Raw genomic sequence first — 17164 nt, 5'->3', positions numbered from 1 at the left:
AGAGAGGTGGGGGCGCTGCTCTTCACCTCTCCCGTGGGAGAGGTCGGACCGCAGGTCCGGGTGAGGGGTTGCGCGCTGTCCGGAAAGGTCTCACCCCCTCACCCTCGCTTCGCTCGACCTCTCCTCAGGGAGAGGTGAAGGCGCGCAACGTCTCCGGAAGTTCCGCCATCCGGTCGATGACGCTCAGCGCACCGGCTTCACGCAATCTCCCGGCATGATCCGGCCCGCAATGTCCGCCACCAGCAAAACCGATCACGCGCATTCCAGCCGCACCGGCTGCCTGAACGCCCGCGATCGAATCCTCGATGACGAGGCAATCGGGTGGCGCAACGCCCATGCGCGCTGCCGCATGCAAAAAGAGATCCGGCGCCGGCTTGCCGCGCACGACCTCGCTCGCGCTGAAGACGTTGTCGAAGAGATCGTTAAGACCGGTGAGGCGCAGCGAGAGCGCGATCCGGTCCGGCGTCGATGAGGACGCGACGCAGCGGCGATGGGGCAGGGCCAGAATCGCATCGCGCACCCCGGCAATCGGCCGAAGGTCGCTCTCAAGGCGAGCGAAGAGCGTGCGGTTCAGGGATTCGGCGAAGTCGGCCGGCAACGTGCAGGCGCGCTCCGCCTCGATCCGCGGGATCATGTCCTTCAGGCTGACGCCCACGAACTGACTGATGATCTCGTCCCGCGTGTAGGGGATGCCCAGCGATGTCAGAAATTCCGCATCGACCTGACAGGCGAGCGTCTCTGAATCGACCAGGACACCGTCGCAATCGAAAATGACCAGCAAGCGAAGTCCCCCAAAGAAAAAAGGCCGCCTCGGCGGCGGCCTTGATTAAAAAACGACGGATAAGCCGGTTCTACTGCAGTTTCGTGCGCACGTCGCCGAGACTGCGCTCGAGCAGGGATGTGGCCGCCGGGCCCTTCAGTTCTTCGCGCAGGACGCGTTCCGATGCCTTGACGGCCGCATCGACCGCCGCAGCGCGCACTTCGGCGGTGGCTTGGGTCTCCGCCTGGGCGATCTTCGCCTCCGCGGATGCGGTGCGGCGCTTCACGAAATCGGCGATCTTCTCCTGCGCTTCGCTCGCGAGGCGCTCGGCCTCGTCGCGGGCAAGCGACACGATCTCGGCGGCTTCGCGCTCGGCGGCGCCGCGCTTCTGCTCATATTCCTTCAACAGCGCCTCGGCGTCCTGACGCAGGCGCTTGGCCTCGGCCAATTCGTCGGCAATGCGCTTGCCGCGCTTGTCGAGCGAGCCCATCACTTTGCCGGGCACGCCGTAATAGAACATCACGCCCCAGAAAATAACGAAGGCGACCGCAACCCAAAATTCTGCGCTGGCGAGCATCGTAAACTCCTTAGGCCTTCACGGCATCGAGGGCCGCCTGGATCGTCTGCGCGCTCGGAGCCTTGCCGGTCAGGCGCTCGACAATGGCGGTCGCGGTGTCGGACGCGATACCGCGGACATTGCCCATGGCCTGCGCCTTCTTGGCGGAAATGGTGGCTTCGGCCTCGGCGAGGCGCTTGGCGAGCTCAGCTTCGAGCACCTTGCGCTTGGCATCCGATTCCGCCGCAAGCTTGGAGCGGGTTTCCTGAGCGAGGCCCTGAGCGCGCGAGCGCGCTTCGGCCAGTGCCTTCTCGTAGGCGGTTCCCGCATCCTCGGCGCGCTGCTTCATGGCGGCCGCGTCGTCGAGATCGGTGGCGATCGTCGAGCGGCGGTTTTCCAGGATGCCGCCAAGACGCGGCAGAACCAGCCGCGAAAGCAGAACGTAGAGCAGCACGAAGGTGATCGCGAGCCAGACGAGCTGGCCGGCAAAGGTTTCCGTCTTCAGCGGCGGAAAGCCGACATCTTCGTGAGCGCCGCCATGCGCTTCGGTTGTGGCGTTTGTGGTCTGAGCCTGAGCCATGGTGCCGATCCTGTCACGGATGGAAGTCTTTAAAAAAGCCGAATGACGGCGGAAGATCCGCCGTCACCGTAGTCCGGGCAAAACACTAAACGCGCTTTGCCATCCCGGTCACCGTTCCAAAAATTAGGTGAACAGCAGAACGAGGGCGACGACGAGACAGAAGATGCCGAGACCTTCCGCAAGCGCCGCGCCGATGAAGGCGCGTGCGAACTGACCGTCGGCAGCCGACGGGTTGCGCAGGGCGCCCGAGAGGAAGTTACCGAAGATGTTCCCAACGCCCATAGCGGCGAGGCCCATGCCGATGCAGGCAAGGCCCGCGCCGAGGTATTTGAAAGCAACCGGATCCATCGTGATCTCCTTGAGGGGTGTTGACCGGGAAGGCAGGGTGTAACTCGGCGCAGACCTAGTGGCCTGGGTGCAGCGCGTCGTTCAGGTAGATGCAGGTCAACACCGTAAAGACGTAGGCCTGCAGAACGGCGACGAAGAACTCGAACGCCATGAGAGCAACCGCCATGAGAAGCGGGAGCGGAGCGAGGAACGCGATGGCGCCGCCCGCGCCGAGAAGCGCAACGACAAAGCCTGCGAAAACTTTCAGCGCGATATGGCCCGCGAGCATGTTGGCGAAGAGACGCAGGCTCAGCGAGATCGGACGCGACAGGAACGAGATGATCTCGATCACCACGATGAAGGGAAGCAGCCATCCCGGCACGCCCGGCGGCGAGAAGAGCCCGAGGAAATGCGTGCCGTGCTTGATGAAGCCGTAGACCACCACCGTGCCGATCACCAGCAGGGCGAGCGCAAAGGTGACGATGACGTGGCTGGTGACGGTGAAGAATCCCGGAATCATCCCGAGCAGGTTGGCCGTCAGCACGAACATGAAGAGCGAGAAGACGAGCGGGAAGAACTTCATGCCTTCCTGCCCGGTCGCGTCTTTCAGCGTGCCGGCAACGAACTCGTGGAGGATTTCGGCGATGGATTGGGAACGGCCCGGAACGATGGCGCGCTTACGGCTGGCGAACATGAGGCCGCCGACGATCAGAGCCGCGGCGCCGACCATGAAGAGGGACGAATTGGTGAAACCAATGGCGGGAATGATGGGCTTGATCTGGAATTGTTCGATCGGGCTCGCCATGATCCACTCTTCGCTTCGCTAGTTGCCTTAAAGTCACAAGGTCGTCTTCGTCTGGAACCCGTCACCGCTTTTGATCGTGAGGCGCGGATTTCATCAACCCGGCCGCCCTGAACAAATTGAGCATCCCGGCGCAAAAGCCGAGGATGATGCAGACGACAAGCCCCCATGGGGACGTTTCAAACAGCCGATCGACGATCCATCCGATGATTCCCCCCGCGGCAACTCCGGAAATGAACTCCGCCGAAAGCCTCAAAGCCTGGCCGAGCGCATTCGAATCCGACGTCTTGCGGGTTTGCGTTTCCTTCGTCTCCCGGCGCTGCACGGCCACTTTTTCAAGCCGTGCATCGAGTGACTTCAGTCTCGCTGAAAGATCGGCGTCGCCGGAGCTGTCCGGCTTCTGACCGTTTTCATCGCCCCGCTTCGTTGGATCCGCCATGGCGTTCTCCTCCTCAAGCAGCGCGGGAAAAGGTCTTCCGGCCTGGCCCCGAAAGCCGCGCGCAACATATGAGCGGGGGTCCCCCCTGTCAAGGCAATGTGGGAAACGTTTAAGTCTTTGAAATAATTAAAAAAACTACCGGATTACCGCAGCCGCGAAGGATCTCGGCTCGCATTTTGAGGCTGAACTGTGACGAGCCCCGAAAGCCTTACGCCGTTTCGAGAATGCGCTCGGCGCTCTGCAGGTCGACGGAGACCAGCTGGGAGACGCCGCGCTCGGCCATGGTGACGCCGAACAGGCGGTCCATCCGCGCCATGGTGATGGGATTGTGGGTGATGACGACGAAGCGCGTGTCGGTCTGGCGCGACATGCTGTCGAGAAGGTCGCAATAGCGCTCCACATTGGCATCGTCGAGGGGCGCATCGACCTCGTCGAGAACGCAGATGGGAGAAGGATTCGTGAGGAACACGGCGAAGATCAGCGCGGTCGCCGTCAGGGCCTGCTCGCCGCCCGACAGCAGCGTCATGCTCTGGGGCTTTTTGCCGGGCGGCCGGGCGAGAATGTCGAGGCCGGCTTCCAGCGGATCGTCCGAATCGACCAGCGTCAGCTCCGCCGTGCCGCCGCCGAACAGGGTCGTGAAGAGCTCCTTGAAGTGGCCGTTGACCACGTCGAAGGCGGCAAGCAGCCGCTCCCGGCCTTCGCGGTTGAGGCTGCCGATGGCCTGCCGAAGACGCTTGATCGCCTCCACCAGATCGTCCCGTTCGGTGGCGATGCCCGTGTGCTTGCCTTCGAGATCCGTCAGCTCCTCGTCGGCGCGCAGGTTCACGGCGCCGAGGCGCTCGCGGTCGCTCTTGAGGCTGTGCAGCTTTGATTCGATCTCGTGCTGCGACGGCAATTCGACGCCTTCCTGCAGCCCGGCGAGTTCGATCAGCCCGGCCGGGGTGGTCTCGAGATTTTCGGCGATGCTGTGCGTGATCTCGGTGAGGCGCTGGACCGCCGCCTCGTGCCGCGCCTGCGATCCGGCCCTGGCCTCGCGCGCCGCCGCAAGGGCCTCGAGCGCCGCCCGCGCGGTCCGGTCGGTTTCGGCGAGATTGGTCTCCGCGTCGGCGAGATGATCGGCTGCCTCTTTGCGCTTCAGTTCAGCCTCGTCGACCTCAGCCATCAGGGCGCGGCGGCGCGCCAGATAGGTGTCGGGCGCTTCCAGCAGGCGCTGGTGCTCGTCCTGGGCCCGTTCCAGCCGCTCGCCGAGGTCTTCCAGCGCGCGGGCGGCGCGCTCGGTGCGGTCGGTCCAGAGCCGAATATCGGCTGCGATGGATTCCTGCCGGCGGCGACGCAACTCGGCTTCGTGCACAAGCGATTGCAGCGCGGCCCTGGCTTCCGAGGCGGCGGCCCGGCGCTCGGCCACGCGCGTGCGCTCTTCCAGAAGCCGGTTTTCGAGATCGGGGCCGGGCGCCAGATCCTCCAGCGCGCCTTCCGCATCGCGGACGCGCTCGATGGCCTCGCTCTCGCTCGCGGACAGCCGTGCGAGACCCTCCTGCAGAGCGGAGCGCCGCTGCCCAAGCTCCGCCTCGCGCCGCTCGGCTTGAGCAAGGCGCGCGCGGGCGCCGTCGAGGGCCTGGCGGGTCTGCCGGGCGGCCTCGATCGCCTGCATTTCGTGGGCGGCTGCGCGCCGCACCGCATCGAGCGATTCTTCCGCCTCGGCGCGAAGATGCCCAACCGCTTCGCGCGCTTCCGCCGCCTCCAGTTCCAGATCGCCGAGGCGATTCTTTTCGGCAAGCCGCCGCGCAGCGGCGGAGGGCGCTTCGGCCGCAGTGGTGAAACCATCCCAGCGCCAGAGATCGCCTTCCGGCGAGACGAGGCGCTGGCCGGGCTTCAATGTTCCGCGCAGCCGCAAACCATCGGCTTTGCTGACGATGCCGACCTGCTTCAGGCGGCGCTGCAAGGCTGCCGGCGCACGCGCCACCGATGCCAGCGCGACGGCACCTTCGGGCAGGCGCGGATCGTCCTCACCCGCGCCGGTTTCGGCCCAGTGAGCGGGGGCGGACGGATTGGTGGAGGCGTCGAGATCATCGCCTAAAGCCGCACCCAGAGCCGTCTCATAGCCCTTCTGGACGGTGATCTGGTCAAGGGCGGGCGGCCACAGGTCGCCGGTTTCCGACGTGAAAAGTTTCGCCAGCGTGCGCGCCTCGGTCTCAAGCTGCTGCGCCTTGCGCTCGGCCTCATTCAGAGGCTGGCGCAGGCGATTCTCGGCGTCGCGCGCGGCGGCGAGTTCTTCGCGGGCGGACAGGACCGCTTCCTCGGCCTGTTGCACCGCGTCCTCGGCGATCGCCATGTCTTCGCGCAAAAGATCGACGGGCGGCGAATCGTCGGAGGAGGCGGAAAGCGCCGCGATATCGCGTTCGATTCGCTGTTTCTCGGAAGCGAATCGAGCCGCGCGCTCCATTTCCTCGCGGATTGCGCGCTCAAGCGCGGCGCGGCGGGCGTTGAGATCCGATGTCTGGGCCTGAAGGGCGCTCAACGACGTCTCGGCCTCAGCCAATTCCGCTTCGACAACGCGCAGCCGGTCTTCGCTCTCGGCACGCGCGTCGCCGGCGCCCTCGGTGGTGAGCGCAATCTCGTCGGCTTCCGCCTGCAGCCGCTCGATGGAGCCTTGCGCGTCCGTGCGCTGTGCTGCCTCGCGGGCGAGATCGCGGTTGAGGTCGCCGATATGGCGTTCGAGCTCGGTCACCCGCTCCTTGGAGCGCCGCTCCTCGGATTCGAGTTCGTTGCGGGCATGAGTGAGGCGCTGGAGGGCTGCTGCCGCCTTGACCTCCGCGTCGCGCAGGGCCGGGAGGCCGTGGGCCGCAATGGCTTGCGCCGTCGCCGCCTTGGTCTGTTCCTCGGTGCGGTCGGCGACGGTCTTCAGGTCTTCGGCGGCCTGACGCTCGGAGGACGCGGCCTGTTCGCGCGCATCGGCGAAACCGATGGCATAATGCAGAGCCTCGAGACGCCGGATCTCGGCCGACAGGTTCTTGTAGCGGGAGGCCTGCCGCCCCTGCCGTTTCAGGCTGTCGACCTGGGTTTCGAGTTCGCGCAGCACGTCCTCGACGCGCAGGAGATTGTCCTCCGCCGCCTTGAGGCGCAGTTCCGCCTCGTGCCGGCGCGCATGGAGCCCGGCGATGCCGGCGGCGTCCTCGAGAATGCGGCGGCGCGACTGGGGCTTCGCCGAAATGATTTCGCTGATCTGGCCCTGCCGCACAAGAGAGGGCGAACGCGCGCCTGTCGCCGCGTCGGCAAACAGGATCTGCACATCGCGGGCGCGGACTTCCTTGCCGTTGATGCGATAGGTCGAGCCTTCCTCGCGCTCGATCCGGCGCGAGATTTCCAGCATGTCGGCGTCGTTGAAAGCCGCCGGCGCGGTGCGCTCCCCATTGTCGATGGTGAGCATCACCTCGGCGGTGTTGCGGGCCGGTCGGCCTCCCGAACCGGAGAAAATGACGTCGTCCATGCCGGAGGCGCGCATGTTCTTATGGGAGTTCTCTCCCATGACCCAGCGCAACGCCTCGACAAGGTTCGATTTGCCGCAGCCATTCGGCCCGACGACCCCGGTCAACCCGGTCTCGATCAGGAAGTCCATCGGTTCGACAAAGGTCTTGAACCCGGCGATGCGAAGGCGAGTCAGCTTCATCGACGCGACCTTCCTGCCCGCCCGGGAAGGGCAGGAGCGGAGACCTTACTCTCCGAGCAGCGGCTTGATGATCTTCTCGATCTCATCGATTGAAAGGGCTCCGGGATGACGCTGACCATTGATGAAGAAGGTCGGGGTCGAGTCCACCTTGAACTGGTCGACGCCGCGGTTCTTCACAGCGTTCACCGCGTCATAAAGTTTCTGATCCTGCAAGCAGGCTTCGAACTTCTCCTGTGAAAAACCGGCCTGACGCATCAGTTGCCGCAGGGCATCGAGGGGTTTCTCGGTAAAAGCCCAATTCCTCTGCTGCTCGAAGAGCAGATCGGTGACCGGGTAATATTTTCCTTCGCCGTCGCAGCGCGCCAGCATGAAGCCCGCGGTGGCGAGCGGATCGAGGGGGAATTCGCGCAGGATGAACCGCACCTTGTTGGTGTCGATATAGCGCTTCTTCAGCTCCGGATAGGTCGTCTTGTGAAAGTTGGCGCAGTGGGAGCAGGTCAACGACGCGTATTCGATGATCGTCACCTTGGCATCCGCGGGTCCCTGGGCGACATCGCCGAGCGGGCCGGGGACGGCGAGATCGGAGACCGCGACGTTCTGGGCGAAAGCCGGCAGGCTCGATGCCACGAGGACGGTTGCGGCGGCGGTTCCGAGAAGCTGAAGCGTTTGGCGCCGGGTGATCATCGTTGAAAAGGCTCCTGAAGGATATTTCGTCTTGCGGTAGAGGGAGATCGGTTTTGTGGCAAGCCCACGTTCGTCACGCTTTCGTGCGCGCCGAGGGCTGGCCGACGATGGCCTGTCCCAGCCGGTCGAGGGCAAGCCTAAGGGCATCCTCCTCGATGGGCTGGGTCGCAGCCTTCACCCGTTTGCGGTCCGCCTCGCTCAAAACGGGCACGACGGGCCGTTGCTTCTCGGCCCGCCGCACCGGTCCTTGCTTGAGCACGATGCGGCCGATGCAGCGCCAGCCGTAATAGGTGTTCACGCGCTCGATGACGATGGGGGCCAGATGCTGCATCTCCAGGGCGAAGGCGCTTTCCGTGCGCACCACGAGAATCGCGGGCTCGGGCCTTGCCTCCGGGTCGGCATTAGGCCCTTTGCGCTTCCACTCGATCTTCAAGGGCTGCGTGAATTCCGCCAGACGCTCGCCCACGATGTCGGCCCACGCAACGATCACGTCGGACGTGGCAAAGCCTTGCCTGGCCAGGCTGGGGCCAAGGCAAACATCGACGAAATCGGCAAGCGGCTTCGCCCGGGGTCTCGGCTTACGCATGGTCATTTGATCCAAAGCAGGTCTGGATTATTCGATCAGGATCGCTATCCACATCCTCATGCTAACGCTCGCGCCGCGCGCCTCCAAGCCTCAAAGCCCAGATCTGCTCGCGTGGTACGACCGCCACCGGCGCAGCCTGCCCTGGCGCGCCGAGGCCGGCGAAGTCCCGGATCCTTATCGGGTGTGGCTTTCCGAGATCATGCTGCAGCAGACCACCGTGACAGCGGTAAAGCCATTCTATCTTCGGTTCCTTGAGCGGTTTCCGACCGTCGCCGCCTTGGCGGAGGCGCCGGTCGACGCGGTCATGCAGGCATGGGCCGGCCTCGGCTATTATTCCCGCGCCCGCAACCTCCATGCCTGCGCCAAGGCGGTTGTGGACAAGCACGCCGGCGCATTTCCCGCGACCGAAGCGGAATTGCTCGCTCTGCCCGGCATCGGCGCCTACACGGCGGCGGCGGTCGCCGCCATCGCGTTCCACGAACCAGCGGCGGCGGTGGATGGCAATGTGGAGCGCGTCGTCTCGCGGCTCTTCACGGTGGAGGAACCGCTTCCGAAGGCAAAGCCGCTGCTGCGCACGCTCACCCTTGAAATGGTGCCGCTGGACCGGCCGGGGGATTTCGCCCAGGCCCTGATGGATCTCGGCGCGACGATCTGCACCCCCAAGCGCCCGGCCTGCGCCCTCTGCCCGTGGATGGCGCCTTGCGAGGCGCGTGCGCAAGGCTCGCAGGAGCTCTATCCGAAGAAACAGAAGAAGCTCACCGGCGACCTGCGCCGCGGCGCAGCCTTCGTGGTTCTGCGCGCCGATGACAGCATCCTGTTGCGAACGCGGCCGACGCAGGGCCTGCTCGGCGGCATGGTGGAGACGCCCACAAGCGCCTGGGAGCCCGGTTACGAACCGTCCCGCGCCATGCTCGATGCTCCGATCGAGGCGCGGTGGCAGCGGCTGCCCGGCCTCGTGCGCCACGTCTTCACCCATTTTCCGCTCGAACTGACGGTGTTCCTGGCCAAGGTGCCGCGGGGAACGCCGGAGCCGGGCGACATGCGCTGGACGCTCCGCCGCGATCTCCACGAGGAAGCCCTGCCGGGTGTGATGAAGAAAGTGCTGGCGCACGCGCTTGGGGACGGCAAGCCCGTCAGGAACGGGGCGGCAAAACCGAAGCCGGATCAGATCTGAAGTAGCTCAGTCCGGCGCGGCTCGAGGCCCGCCAGCAGGCCATGCTTTTTCTTGAACAGGCCGACCATCGCGTTCGCCACTTGCTGAACGTTCGTCCGCTTCCTGCTGCGCTCGTGCATGATGAGAAACACGTCTTCGGCAAGATCCTGAGGCGGAGGCGCGACCTGTACGAGATCAGGGTCGGAATCGCCGAGCCAGCAGGGCAGGAACGCGGCGCCCAATCCGGATCTCGCCGCCTGATATCGGATCGGCATGTCACCGATCCGCGCCGCGATGGGACGGCCCTCGGCAAACCGTGCGACGAACGCCGCCTGACGCGACAGGGTGGGATCATCCGAGGGCGCAATCACCGCGGTCGGGCTAGCGGTCTGGGCGTACATGGCGAATGCCACGCGTCCGACTCGGCGGACGACCAGTTCCGGCGCCAGCTCGGGAAGGCGGCGCATGCGCAGGGCAATATCGGCCTCTCCGCCGATAAGGTCGAGGTGGCGTCGGGTCGGGATGTAGGCGATATCGGCGTTTCCTTGCTTTGCGAGGCTCCCCGCATGGAGCGACAGGAACATGGTGACGGATGCGGTCGCCGTGACGCGCACCGGCGCCGCCGGGTCCGGACCATAGGCGGCCGCCGCAGCCGGAACGGCGTCCGCGGCGCTTGCCATGGGAGCCGCCGCTTCGAGAACGGCTCGCCCCGCCTCCGTCAGGCTCAGATTGTTCGGTCCGCGAATGAAGAGGGCGACCCCGAGGCCATCCTCCAGCACCCGCATCCGCCGCGCGATCGTCGGCTGGCTTTGTCCGAGCGCACGCCCGGCGCCGTTCATCGATCCATGAGCCACCACGGCCAGAAAGATCCGGAGATCGTCCCACGACGGTTGCGAGGCGGCGGCGAGTAGGGAGGGGTCGAGAGAAGAAGGAGCCATGAGACGATGCTAAAGCTCTTCGGGTGATTTGGCATGGGGACATCGCGGTTGGTGCGGAGCTGATTTGCAGCCCGACCATCACGCGATTGCGGTTTTGGCGCAGCCCGCCATGTTCGTGCGGGACACCTTCAAGTTTGGTGAGGTCCACGCTGTTTGACATGGCACCGAATCAAAATGGCCGGAAAAACGCCCGGCCATTCTGGTTCAAGAATTCTCGTCCGCTACGCCCCGATTTCCGCCCGCACCTTGGCGCGGAAATCGTCGATGCAGACGAGTTTGCCGTCGCGGAGAACGTGCCAGAACGTCCAGCCGTTGCAGGCCGGCAGGCCTTGCGAGAGGGCGCCGATCTTGTGGATCGAACCGATGACCGGACCGAGCGTCAGGGTGCCGTCGGCGCGAATGGTCGCCTGGAAGCGGCGGCGCTCGTCGGTGAGGGTTTCGCCGGCCTTCACATGGCCGCCTTCGAGCAGGGAGAGAAACGGCACGCGCGTCTCGGTGCGCTTCTCCGGCGCTGCCGCAATCGAGATGTCGGACAAGGGCTCGACGCCATCGATGCGCGCGCGGGCTGCCTTTGCATAGGCAGGGTCCCGTTCGAGGCCGATGAAGTTGCGCCCGAGTTTCTTTGCCACCGCACCGGTGGTGCCGGTGCCGAAGAATGGATCGAGCACCACGTCGCCGGGATTGGACGACGACAGCAGAACCCGGGCAAGCAGCGCTTCGGGCTTCTGGGTCGGATGAACCTTGCGGCCATCCTCGCCTTTCAGCCGTTCGTCGCCGGTGCAGAGCGGGATGAACCAGTCGGAGCGCATCTGCACGTCTTCGTTGGCCGATTTCATCGCGTCGTAGTGAAACGTGTAGCTCTTTGAATCCGCGCTCTTCGAGGCCCAGATCATGGTTTCGTGCGCATTGGTGAAGCGGCGGCCGCGGAAATTCGGCATCGGGTTGGCCTTGCGCCACACGATGTCGTTCAAGAGCCAGAAATCAAGATCCTGCAGCGTCGCGCCGACTCGGAAGATGTTGTGGTAGGAGCCGATCACCCACAGGGTCGCGTTCTTTTTCATCACGCGGCGAACGCCCGAGAGCCAGGCGCGGGTGAAGCTGTCGTAATCGGAGAAGCTCGCGAACTTGTCCCAGTCATCGTCGACCGCGTCGACGAGGCTGTGGTCAGGGCGCGTCAGCGCCTGTTCGAGCTGGAGATTGTAGGGCGGGTCGGCGAAGACCACGTCCACGCTCTCGGCCGGAAGCTTCGCCAGCGACGCAATGCAATCGCCGAGAAGAATCTGGTTGAGAGGAAGGTCCTCAGGGAGAGCGCCACCCTTGCGGACAGGAACTGCCTTGAGGGATGGATTCGGCAAGGCGGACGAGGGGGCTTTGAGCCCCGTCCGAGGCGCCGACGCAAGCCGCCCGGTACGCGAGACAACAATCCGGGAGGCGGCGCCGGCGGCCCCGGTACGCGAGGTACCCATGGGTGATCACCGTTTACGCAACTGACAATCCGGATCATGGCGCGTTAGGGTAAAGACGAAGTTTAAAAGCGGAGAAAACGCATCTTATTTTAGATCGGCAAACTTTGCCTACCCATTGATATGATTGAGTTTTCAAGGTTAATGCTTGTTAAGCTAGGTTACAGGTCCAGTAACCCTTGGCGCAAAGGCGAAAAAGTCATGCGATGGAACGGAGAGGGGCCGTCGCTCGCGAGCGCCGAAAGATGGAATTTCGTGGCGTAACCGACGTTGGTGTGAAACCCATAGGACGGGTAGATGGCACCGAGCCGGACCATCAGCCGATCGCGCACCACCTTGGCGACGATGGAGGCCGCGGCGATCGATGCGATCGACGCGTCGCCCTTGATGACCGCCTCGACCCGGCAGGGCAGGGCAGGCGGGTCATTGCCGTCGACGAGCGCCATATCGGGCGTGCAGGGCAGGGCCGCCAGGGCGCGGCACATGGCGCGCAAGGAGGCCTGCCGGATATTGATGCTGTCCACATCCGTGTGCGAGATCGACGCGATGCCCACATGGGCGGTGGTGAGGATCTGCTCGAACAGCGCCTCCCGCTGTTCCGCCGTCAGGGCCTTCGAATCAGCAAGGCCTGAGGGGACCTTCTTCAGATCGAGCACCACGGCCGCCGACACGACCGGTCCTGCCAACGGCCCGCGTCCGACTTCGTCGAGACCGGCGACGCATTGAAACCCTGCGCGGCGCAGGGCGCGCTCGCGCTTGAGGCCGATATCGGGCGGGGGTAAGCGAATCGGTTCGGACATGCCCCATTAGAAAGTCTGTGGCGCATCCATTCCAGACAGATTCTCAAAACAGCGACAATTGAGCCTTGTCCTGCGCCGGCGGCACGAACAGGTCCGTGCGCAGCTTGATCCGTCGGGTGTTCATGCCGAGGCGCGCGGTGGCGGTCTCGAAGCGGCGGCCGAGCATCCACGCGAAGGGGCCCACTCCCGTCTGCCTGACGCCCCAGCCCGAATCATAATCCTTGCCGCCGCGGGCTTCCTGCAGCAGCGAGAAGACGTGGTTGAGCTTGTCGGGATAATGCTCGGCGAGCCAGTCGCGCATGAGGTCCTTCAGGTCGTGCGGCAGCCGCAGCAGCACATATCCGGCCTCGCGGGCGCCTGCCGCATAGGAGGCCTTCAGGATCGCCTCGATCTCGTGGTCGTTGATCGCCGGGATGATCGGCGCCACGAGGACGGTGACGGGAATGCCGGCCTCGGCAAGCTTGCGCACCGTCTCCAGCCGCTTTGCCGGCGAGGCGGCGCGGGGCTCCATCTTGCGTGCGAGCCTCGGGTCGAGCGTCGTGATCGAGATCGCCACCTTGGCGAGCTGCCGGTCGGCCATCTGGCTCAGGATGTCGATATCCCGCGTCACTAGCGCTGACTTCGTCACGATGCCGACCGGGTGATTCGTCCGGTTGAGGGTCTCGAGAATGGCCCGCGTGATCCGGAAACGCCGCTCGAGCGGCTGGTAGGGGTCGGTGTTGGACCCCATCGCGATCGTCTTCGGCTCGTAGCCTTTCGCTCGCAATTCCTTTTCGAGCAGATCGGGTGCGCTCGGCTTGGCGAAGATCTTGGTCTCGAAATCGAGACCCGATGAGAGCCCGTGAAACGCGTGACTGGGACGGGCGAAGCAATAGGAGCAGCCGTGTTCACAGCCGCGATAGGGGTTGATCGAGCGGTCGAAGCCGATATCGGGAGAATCGTTTCGCGCGATGATGGTGCGCGGCTTCTCGATGATCACCTCCGTGTCGAGCGGCGCCAACTCCTCCTCGACGGCCCAGCCGTCTTCGAAGGTCTCGCGCTGGGCGGGCTCATAGCGGCCGGTCGGGTTTGCCACCGCGCCGCGGCCCCGGCGGCGATCCGGGTCGACGCGGTAGGCGGGATCGATCAGGCGTCGTCGCGCGGCGTCTGCCGCCTCGCTGCGGGGGAGCGCGGGCTGGAACGGGGCCGGTGGGCTGCTGGCTTCTCTGGCGCGGGCGGACATGTGCGGTGCCTCGGGAGAATCGAAATGAGAACGTTTCAAGAACAGAGAACAAAACTGGAACGAAATCAAGGCATCTTCAGGGCGACAGGATTTCCCCAAAACGGTAGGGTCGGCGCCATGATCACCGCTCTCATCCGCGTCACGCACGGCCCCGAAGCTTTGGCGGTGACCCTCGGCGCCCTTGTGCCGGCGGTCACGGCCGGACTTGTGGCGGATGCGGTCGTTCTGGTGAGGGCGGCGGACGAGGCCGTCGAGCGGGTGGTGGAGGAGGCGGGAGCCACCCTGGCGCTCTCACCCGCATTGTCGTGGAGCGACGGCGCGAAGCGTGCCCGTCGCGAATGGCTGCTCTGTCTCGACGACGGCGACCTGCCACAGGAGGGCTGGATCCGCGTCCTCGACCGGTTTGTCAGCGTCCATCGGCAGGACCGCGCCCGGCTCAGGCGCCGTCAGGGGTTCCTTCAGGCAGCTGTTCACATGCTGCGGGATTGGGTCTCGCCGTCAGCCATCCGGGCGGGGGATCTGGTTCACCGCCGCGTCTTCATGGATGGGACGAAAGCCGGATCGCCGGTGCGGCTTGCTGCTGTAATCGAGCGCGACCCGGCCTTCAGGTAAGCTTGCCGCGTTTCAGATGCTCGTCGAGACGGGGCATGATCTCGACGAAGTTGCACGGGTGGTGCCGGTAGTCGAGCTGAGCCGCGAGAATGCCGTCCCACGCATCCTTGCACGCGCCGGGCGAGCCCGGCAGCACGAAGATGAAGGTGGTCCCGGCAAGTCCGGCGGTCGCCCGCGACTGGATCGTCGAGGTGCCGACCGTATCGAACGAGATGCGGTGGAAGAGGGTCGAGAAGCCCTCCATCCGCTTGTCGAACAGGGGTTCGATGGCCTCCGGCGTCACGTCGCGGCCCGTGAAACCGGTGCCGCCGGTGGTGATCACCACATCGATGGACGGATTGGCCACCCACGCCTTCACCTTGCGGCGGATCATCTCGATATTGTCCGGCACGACGGCGCGATCCGCCAGCACGTGACCGGCCTTCGTCAGCCGTTCCGACAGGGTGTCGCCGGAACGGTCGTCCTGAAGCGAGCGGGTGTCGGAGACGGTCAGCACCGCGATGCCAAGCGGCACGAACGGTCGGGTTTCATCGATACCGGGCATGGGGTTCTCGCTCTTTCGGCATCAAGCTCTAAAGCCTGCTCGCCCGGAACGTATCGCAGGCCTGGATCGAGCCCTCCTTCAGGCCGGTCGTGAGCCAGCGGACGCGCTGGGCCGAGGAGCCGTGGGTAAACGAATCCGGCACCACCTGACCTTGTGTCTTGCGCTGCAGGCGATCGTCGCCGATGGCCTCGGCCGCGGCCACAGCCTGCTCCACATCGCCGGGTTCCAGGGATTGCCAGCGCGCCTGCGAATGATGCGCCCAGACCCCCGCCAGGCAATCGGCCATCAGTTCCACGCGCACCGAGAGCAGGTTTCCCTCCGATTGTCCCACCTCGCGCTGTCGTGCCTGCACGCGAGGCAGGATGCCGAGCTGATTTTCGATGTGGTGACCGACCTCGTGCGCCAGCACATAGGCGTAGGCGAACTCGCCGCCGGCCCGGAATTTGCGCTGCATGTCCTGGAAGAAGGTGAGGTCAATATAAACCGTTTGGTCGAGCGGGCAGTAGAACGGTCCCATGGCCGATTGGGCGGCGCCGCAGCCGGAGCGGGTCCCTTCGGAAAAGAGCACGAGTTTGGGTGGCTGGTATTGCCGGTTGGCCTGTTTTGGCAGCACGTCCTTCCACACGTCCTCGGTGTTGCCGAGGATCGCGGCGGCGAACCGGCCCATCTCGTCTTGCGGCGCGCCCTGCCGGCCCTGTTGTTGCGGCTGCTCGTAGCCGGAGCCGCCGCCGGCGATCATCTCGGCGCCGCCGATCAGGATGCGCGGATCGATGCCCAGCGCCCAGCCGACCAGACCGAGTATGACGATGGTGCCGATGCCGAGGCCGCCTGCACCGCCGGGCATCCTCATTCCACGGCGGTCCTCGACATTCGATGAGGGGCGAAAATCATCCCAGCGCATGGCTTAAACTTTCCCGGAAAATCGCGGCACGCCGCTGCATTCTTATAAGCTGGAGCGTATAAGCAAGTTCCGTCGCGACCAAAAGAGCCCGCTTATTCGCGCCCGTCGAGGGCCCGGCGCAAGCTCTGGAAATCCCGCCAGCCAAGCCGTTTCTGCAGAGGCTGGCGCAGCAGATAGGCCGGATGCAGGGTCGGCAGCGTGCGGATCGCGCGACCGTCGCCGGTCTTGTAGGTGAGCCAGCGGCCGCGGGCGCGCAGGATCCCCTCCTTGGTCTCAAGCAGGTTCTGGGTCGAGGGCCCACCGAGGCAGAGCAGGAATTCGGGGCTCGCCAATTCGATCTGGCGGGCGATGAAGGGCTTGCAGATCGCGACTTCCTGCGGCGTCGGCGTGCGGTTTCCAGGAGGACGCCACGGCACGATATTGGCGATATAGACCTGGGTCCGGTCGAGGCCGATAGCCGCGAGCATCCGATCGAGCAACTGGCCGGAACGGCCCATGAACGGCTTGCCGATCCGGTCCTCGTCGCCGCCGGGCGCCTCGCCGATGAGCATAACGCGGCTTTGCGGGTTGCCGTCGCAGAAGACCAGGTTCTTGGCGCTGAATTTCAGCGCACAGCCGTCGAAGCTCTGCAGGATCGCTTCAAGCGCCTCCAGCGAGGTCGCATCGCGAGCATGCTCTCGGGCAAGGGACGCTGCTTCCTCGGGGGCCAAGGCGGCAAGCGCCGGCAGCGGACGGGGCGGGCGCGACGGCTCCGGCGAGGCGAGAGCCGCGGGCTCGGGCCGCTCGGAAGCGGGCTCGGGATTGCGCGCCGGTGCGGGGACCGCAGCCTCGGCGAACCGGTTATGCGGCACTTCGTCGAGTGCGATGTCGACCCCCGCCTCGATATGGAAATCGAGGATCGCGTGGAGCGCGTCGCGGTCGAGGGGCTGGTCCTGCATGGATCGTATGTAAGCCGGCCGCGCCACGTGGACAACTCGGCATTATTCCGGAGGCCGGTCTTGCGTCAGGGGCGGTTTGGGTCAAATGGAACCGTTCAAAACTTCCCAAGCGGGAGGTTGAGGAGTGCGGCCGACTTGTTCATAGGTAAACAATGAGCGCCGTGGTCCGGATTGTCGGACCTCGGGATGGTG

General features: G+C 65.2%; 18 protein-coding genes. 2 read left to right on the top strand and 16 right to left on the bottom strand.

Annotated elements, in window-relative coordinates; all coding sequences use genetic code 11:
- Positions 1-124 precede the first annotated feature (124 nt).
- From FEZ63_RS23015 to FEZ63_RS22975, 9 genes are all read right to left on the bottom strand, one after another.
- A complete protein-coding gene (locus tag FEZ63_RS23015) occupies positions 125-781 on the bottom strand; it encodes an HAD family hydrolase (protein ID WP_150949358.1) in 657 nt (218 codons plus the stop codon).
- 70 nt (positions 782-851) lie between these two features.
- Positions 852-1337, bottom strand: coding sequence for a F0F1 ATP synthase subunit B family protein (locus FEZ63_RS23010; RefSeq protein WP_150949355.1), 486 nt, complete (start codon positions 1335-1337; stop codon positions 852-854).
- Between the two features lie 10 nt (positions 1338-1347).
- Positions 1348-1896 (bottom strand): F0F1 ATP synthase subunit B family protein, encoded by a 549-nt coding sequence (locus FEZ63_RS23005; protein ID WP_150949352.1) that lies wholly within the window; start codon positions 1894-1896, stop codon positions 1348-1350.
- 123 nt (positions 1897-2019) lie between these two features.
- The gene (locus FEZ63_RS23000) at positions 2020-2244 is read right to left on the bottom strand and encodes a F0F1 ATP synthase subunit C (RefSeq protein ID WP_150949349.1); all 225 of its coding nucleotides are present in this window, start codon (positions 2242-2244) and stop codon (positions 2020-2022) included.
- Between the two features lie 55 nt (positions 2245-2299).
- On the bottom strand, positions 2300-3031 hold the full coding sequence (locus FEZ63_RS22995; RefSeq protein WP_420846325.1) for a F0F1 ATP synthase subunit A: 732 nt from the start codon (positions 3029-3031) through the stop codon (positions 2300-2302).
- Between the two features lie 58 nt (positions 3032-3089).
- Positions 3090-3464, bottom strand: coding sequence for an AtpZ/AtpI family protein (locus FEZ63_RS22990; RefSeq protein WP_150949342.1), 375 nt, complete (start codon positions 3462-3464; stop codon positions 3090-3092).
- A gap of 208 nt (positions 3465-3672) precedes the next feature.
- Entirely contained in the window at positions 3673-7131 is a 3459-nt protein-coding gene (gene smc / locus FEZ63_RS22985; protein WP_150949339.1) for a chromosome segregation protein SMC, read from the bottom strand.
- A 45-nt stretch (positions 7132-7176) separates the two neighbouring features.
- Positions 7177-7815: a DsbA family protein gene (locus FEZ63_RS22980; protein WP_150949336.1), complete on the bottom strand. Its 639-nt coding sequence runs from the start codon at positions 7813-7815 to the stop codon at positions 7177-7179.
- A gap of 73 nt (positions 7816-7888) precedes the next feature.
- Positions 7889-8401 carry a DUF721 domain-containing protein gene (locus FEZ63_RS22975; protein WP_150949334.1) on the bottom strand — a complete coding sequence of 171 codons (513 nt, stop codon included), beginning with the start codon at positions 8399-8401 and terminating at the stop codon, positions 7889-7891.
- 58 nt (positions 8402-8459) lie between these two features.
- On the opposite strand from FEZ63_RS22975, the gene mutY reads away from it, so the two are divergent.
- Positions 8460-9575: an A/G-specific adenine glycosylase gene (gene mutY / locus FEZ63_RS22970; RefSeq protein WP_150949331.1), complete on the top strand. Its 1116-nt coding sequence runs from the start codon at positions 8460-8462 to the stop codon at positions 9573-9575.
- On the opposite strand, the gene FEZ63_RS22965 is transcribed toward mutY, so the two are convergent.
- From FEZ63_RS22965 to FEZ63_RS22950, 4 genes are all read right to left on the bottom strand, one after another.
- Entirely contained in the window at positions 9566-10492 is a 927-nt protein-coding gene (locus FEZ63_RS22965) for a LysR family transcriptional regulator (protein WP_150949328.1), read from the bottom strand. The two genes, mutY and FEZ63_RS22965, sit on opposite strands and share 10 nt — an antisense overlap.
- Positions 10493-10713: 221 nt before the next feature.
- The gene (locus FEZ63_RS22960) at positions 10714-11958 is read right to left on the bottom strand and encodes a site-specific DNA-methyltransferase (RefSeq protein ID WP_150949326.1); all 1245 of its coding nucleotides are present in this window, start codon (positions 11956-11958) and stop codon (positions 10714-10716) included.
- Positions 11959-12116: 158 nt separating this feature from the next.
- Complete coding sequence (locus FEZ63_RS22955; RefSeq protein WP_150949323.1) at positions 12117-12755, bottom strand: ribonuclease HII; 639 nt, start codon at positions 12753-12755, stop codon at positions 12117-12119.
- A gap of 43 nt (positions 12756-12798) precedes the next feature.
- Positions 12799-13977, bottom strand: coding sequence for a PA0069 family radical SAM protein (locus FEZ63_RS22950; RefSeq protein WP_150949320.1), 1179 nt, complete (start codon positions 13975-13977; stop codon positions 12799-12801).
- Positions 13978-14094: 117 nt separating this feature from the next.
- Between FEZ63_RS22950 and FEZ63_RS22945 the strand changes: the two genes are divergently transcribed.
- Positions 14095-14589, top strand: a complete 495-nt coding sequence (locus tag FEZ63_RS22945) for a hypothetical protein (RefSeq protein WP_150949317.1) — start codon at positions 14095-14097, stop codon at positions 14587-14589.
- On the opposite strand, the gene moaB is transcribed toward FEZ63_RS22945, so the two are convergent.
- The 3 genes from moaB to FEZ63_RS22930 form a co-directional block, all read right to left on the bottom strand.
- Positions 14582-15133, bottom strand: coding sequence for a molybdenum cofactor biosynthesis protein B (gene moaB / locus FEZ63_RS22940; protein WP_150949314.1), 552 nt, complete (start codon positions 15131-15133; stop codon positions 14582-14584). The genes FEZ63_RS22945 and moaB overlap by 8 nt on opposite strands.
- Before the next feature lie 28 nt (positions 15134-15161).
- Positions 15162-16034, bottom strand: a complete 873-nt coding sequence (gene ypfJ / locus FEZ63_RS22935; protein ID WP_150949311.1) for a KPN_02809 family neutral zinc metallopeptidase — start codon at positions 16032-16034, stop codon at positions 15162-15164.
- Positions 16035-16126: 92 nt separating this feature from the next.
- Complete coding sequence (locus FEZ63_RS22930; RefSeq protein ID WP_150949308.1) at positions 16127-16972, bottom strand: uracil-DNA glycosylase; 846 nt, start codon at positions 16970-16972, stop codon at positions 16127-16129.
- Positions 16973-17164: the final 192 nt, after the last annotated feature.

The sequence above is a fragment of the Microvirga brassicacearum genome (assembly GCF_008757455.1).
Taxonomy (GTDB): Bacteria; Pseudomonadota; Alphaproteobacteria; order Rhizobiales; family Beijerinckiaceae; genus Microvirga; species Microvirga brassicacearum.
Note: the sequence above shows the minus strand (reverse complement) of the source record. Positions and strands in the feature narration are given on the sequence as shown.